Here is a 3676-nt window from a genome sequence, read left to right on the forward strand (position 1 = left end):
GTCATGGACGACCCATTCTTCGCCGCGGTAATCGCGAGGATTCTTGCGTTCGGCATCGCGCATCAACCACAATGGTCCAACGCGGCTGGCCTCGTAAGGAAAGGTGCGGCTCCTATCAGCGCTGAAGCCATGCACGAACACTTCGATTGCCGCTTCGATCTCGCTGTTTGCCATCTTCATTTCGACAGCCTAGCGTTGGCGATCCGCTCAAGGCAATACGCCACAATCGGCTCAAGCCTATGAGAACCAGCGGCAATTTACAGTTCTTGGCCCATGCATTAGTTCCATAATCTATCTTATGCGACTTTTGGATACGGCGAGCGGCATGGATGCGGCGGTCCCCGACTTCACTTTCCAGTTCCCTTGGAGGCTTCAGCCTGGAAACACGTGAGGCTTGGAAACATCCGCTCGACATTGTGAGCGCGCAGCCGTCGGCAGCGCGCTCGACTCTTTGTTCGAACGATCGGGTCAATCGGAGCGACTATTCCAGAATAACGGTGGCCTCCACCTCGAAAAGCATGGGATCGATTGCAAGCTTGGGAACGGGAACCAGAGTCTGCGCCGGCAGCGCCTCGCCGAACATGTCCTTGACGTTCCTGGTCAACACCTCGAGCTTGGACATGTCGTGGTCGACCACGAAGACCGTGAGCTTCGCCACCTGATCCGGCTTGGCGCCGATGCCCTCAAGCGCAGCATGCAAATTTGCGTAGGCCTGCTTCACCTGGACGGCGAAATCCGGTGACAAGGTTCCTGTGCTGTCTTGGCCGCCCTGCCCGGAGATGTAGGCGATCCGAGCTCCGAGCGGTGCGATTACGGCGGTGCTGTAGCCATTCGGCGACGGGTCGTAGAGCGCCTGTGGATTGACAATAGTCAGCTTGAACTCGTTCGCCGGCGACGCAGTGGGGACTGCAATGGTCATGATGATTAGCCCTCCGATAAGCAGATGCTTGATTGCGCGTGACATGGTTTTTCGCTTGGCTCCGCAGCCTGCGAGCAACCTACCCTGGCGCCTGCAGATTGAACTTTAACCTAATCGCTACGTGAATCGTGCGATGTACGAGTCATCGTATGGTACGTCGTACGAGTCAATCGTTCAAGATCGACATTTGTCGCGTTGCCGGTCAAAATCGATGTCCTGAAAAAGCGAGGACGACGGATGATAGCCAAACGCAGCGGCGCCCGGAGCAAAGGGGATCAACGGATAAGCGTGTCGCTCCAGCCCGTGCAGCAAGCGAGCAGCGAGCCGCCGCTGTCTCGAGAGCGTATCGTGGCGACCGCGGTGGAACTGCTGGACGCCCAGGGCATAGACGGATTGACAATGCGTCGGCTGGCCGATCGCCTCGGCTCGGGTGTGATGAGCCTATATTGGCACGTCGACAACAAGGAGGATGTCTTTGATCTAGCAGTCGATTCGGTGCTCGAACATCGCGGATCGCCTGAAACAGGTGAGTCTCCGGACTGGCGCGGAGACGTCGTTCATATGCTCGAAGACTGGCGCGCCAGAATGTTGCGCCATCCTTGGTCGGCATCGCTGTTGCCGCGCCGGGCGCTCGGCCGGAACATTCTCGGTCGCCTGGAAATGCTGAGCAAGACCTTGTCCAGAGCCGGTGTTGCGGACGCGGATCTGAACGCCGCGATATGGTCGCTCTGGAACTATGTGATGGGCGCCACCCTCACCCGGGCAAGCTTCGATCTCTCGGAAGAAGACAGGGCAGCCGCACAGCAGCGTCTTACACATCTCAGCGAACACTACCCGACAATCGAACGCTCTCGTCTGCTGTTGGACAACGATTGGGATGGCGCCTTCCGAAGAGGCCTCGACTTCCTGCTCGACGGCCTCTCGCCAAGATAGAATTCCGGCGCTCCGCCCGGAGCAGACCGGATGGCGCTGCTTTGCGCACGCGACGCAAGAGCTTCCCAGTCCACATCATCACGTTGGGCTCGCCGCCAAGGCGGCGCAGGCAGCGGGCAAGCCCCAGATGCTCGATCCCATCGCGGCGGTGGCTGGTGCGGCTGCATTGCAGCTGAATTGTTGCAGTTGGCGATGTCGTCGCCACGCATTGCCAACCGCTGGTCGGAATCCTCTCTGCAGTCGATCTTTTGCGCAAACCTTTTTGGCCGACATGCGTTGTTTTCTCTCCAAGCCAAGGAGACGATCATGCAGATGAAGTCGGAAATAGCCGGTGAAGCGGCCAAGCAGCGCCATATCCAACGTGGCATCGATGCCAAGGACAAATCGAAAGGCGATGGGAAGCTTCAAGGCGCCATGCAGGCTGGCGCCCGCGAATATCCCGAGCCCCCCTTCCCTGAGCAACATCAGCCCAAACCGGGACATGAATGGGCCATAGAGCCGGCGCCGCTGTACGATGCGCCTTACTATCTCGGATCGAAAAAACTCAACCAAAAGGTAGCGCTCATCACGGGCGGCGATTCGGGCATCGGCCGCTCGGTGGCGGTGTTGTTCGCCCGCGAGGGCGCCGACGTCGCGATCGTCTATCTGGCCGAGGACAAGGACGCTGAAGAGACCAAATCCGCGGTGGAAAAGGAGGGACGACGCTGCCTCCTGGTCAAGGCCGATGTCAGCGAACGCAGCCACTGCCACAAGGCGGTCATGGAGACCGTTGAAAAATTCGGCCGCATCGACGTGCTGGTCAACAATGCTGCGTTCCAGATCCATTCCAGCGACTTCGGCGAGCTCACCGAAGAACATTTCGACACGACGTTGAAGACCAATCTTTACGGCTATTTTCATATGGCGCAGGAAGCGGTGCCGCACATGAAACCCGGTTCGGCGATCATCAACACCGGTTCGGTAACCGGTATCGACGGTTCAAAACAGCTGGTCGACTATTCGATGACCAAGGGCGGCATCCATGCTTTCACGCGGGCCCTGTCGGGCAATCTCATCGGCAGGGGCATAAGGGTGAATGCGGTAGCACCGGGTCCGGTGTGGACGCCGCTCAATCCGTCGGACAAGGAAGCTGACGACGTCTCGAAATTCGGCGCGGACACGCCAATGAAACGACCAGCGCAACCGGAAGAGCTCGCGCCGGCCTATGTGTTCCTCGCTTCGCCGCATTGCTCGAGCTACATCACCGGCGAAATCTTGCCCGTCGTCGGAGGGTACTGAGGATGGCCGAAACGAAGTCCGCAACGAAGGAGTAGGATGGATGGGCCGTCTGCTTTTCATGGTGGCGTTCGCTTGTGTAGCGTATCGCATCTACACGGAAACCGCAGGGTCTGCTCGGCATGTGCCGCAGGATGACGGTGAGGCGCTGCGCAAGCAATCAGCGGCACTGGGCGTCGACCCGTCTCGCTGACGGGATGGAACCTACCGGCAATCCGGCCGGCCGAGTTACCAGCCGGCCGGATTGCAGCCTTATTCGGCTGCCTGCAGGTTGATCTTGCTTTCCGCCATTTCGGTTAGCTTGCGATCTGTCGCCTGTTCTTCCTTGAGATTCTTGGCCAGCACATTGGCGCAGTCGGTGCGGCCAAGCTGCTTTGCCCAGGCGATGAGCGTGCCGTAGCGCGTCATCTCGTAGTGTTCGACGGCCTGCGCCGAAGCAATCAGCGCCGCATCGAGAACCTCCTTGTCATCGACGTCACCGCTCACGTCGTCGGCCTCCTCGAGAATGCCGTCGATTGCCGGACAGTTGACCTCCTTGGCCTTGACGCC

At 59.2% G+C, this 3676-nt stretch carries 5 protein-coding genes and 1 pseudogene; 3 read left to right on the forward strand and 3 right to left on the reverse strand.

Annotated features, from left to right (window positions below):
* Both EN925_RS27640 and EN925_RS27645 read right to left on the reverse strand, forming a co-directional pair.
* Positions 1 to 180, reverse strand: a pseudogene (locus EN925_RS27640) (N-acetyltransferase); the annotation flags it as partial.
* A 301-nt stretch (positions 181 to 481) separates the two neighbouring features.
* On the reverse strand, positions 482 to 964 hold the full coding sequence (locus EN925_RS27645; RefSeq protein ID WP_027161647.1) for a RidA family protein: 483 nt from the start codon (positions 962 to 964) through the stop codon (positions 482 to 484).
* Positions 965 to 1156: 192 nt separating this feature from the next.
* Between EN925_RS27645 and EN925_RS27650 the strand changes: the two genes are divergently transcribed.
* The 3 genes from EN925_RS27650 to EN925_RS27660 all read left to right on the forward strand — a co-directional run bounded on the left by EN925_RS27650 (position 1157) and on the right by EN925_RS27660 (position 3320).
* Complete coding sequence (locus EN925_RS27650; RefSeq protein WP_027161648.1) at positions 1157 to 1852, forward strand: TetR/AcrR family transcriptional regulator C-terminal domain-containing protein; 696 nt, start codon at positions 1157 to 1159, stop codon at positions 1850 to 1852.
* Positions 1853 to 2158: 306 nt separating this feature from the next.
* Positions 2159 to 3130, forward strand: a complete 972-nt coding sequence (locus tag EN925_RS27655; RefSeq protein WP_013531569.1) for an SDR family oxidoreductase — start codon at positions 2159 to 2161, stop codon at positions 3128 to 3130.
* A 40-nt stretch (positions 3131 to 3170) separates the two neighbouring features.
* Positions 3171 to 3320, forward strand: coding sequence for a hypothetical protein (locus EN925_RS27660; RefSeq protein ID WP_013531568.1), 150 nt, complete (start codon positions 3171 to 3173; stop codon positions 3318 to 3320).
* Positions 3321 to 3379: 59 nt separating this feature from the next.
* On the opposite strand, the gene EN925_RS27665 is transcribed toward EN925_RS27660, so the two are convergent.
* Positions 3380 to 3676 (reverse strand): DUF892 family protein (locus EN925_RS27665; protein WP_164894429.1); only part of this gene is annotated, 297 nt, incomplete at its 5' end.

Origin of the sequence: Mesorhizobium sp. M7A.F.Ca.US.006.04.2.1, from assembly GCF_004022915.1 — a bacterium.
Taxonomy (GTDB): Bacteria; Pseudomonadota; Alphaproteobacteria; order Rhizobiales; family Rhizobiaceae; genus Mesorhizobium; species Mesorhizobium ciceri.

Excerpts from the sequence above, each read along its gene's own strand:
- EN925_RS27645 (WP_027161647.1), bottom strand. The coding sequence starts at position 964 with ATGTCACGCGCAATCAAGCATCTGCTTATCGGAGGGCTAATCATCATG.
- EN925_RS27650 (WP_027161648.1), top strand. The coding sequence starts at position 1,157 with ATGATAGCCAAACGCAGCGGCGCCCGGAGCAAAGGGGATCAACGGATA.
- EN925_RS27655 (WP_013531569.1), top strand. The coding sequence starts at position 2,159 with ATGCAGATGAAGTCGGAAATAGCCGGTGAAGCGGCCAAGCAGCGCCAT.
- EN925_RS27660 (WP_013531568.1), top strand. The coding sequence starts at position 3,171 with ATGGGCCGTCTGCTTTTCATGGTGGCGTTCGCTTGTGTAGCGTATCGC.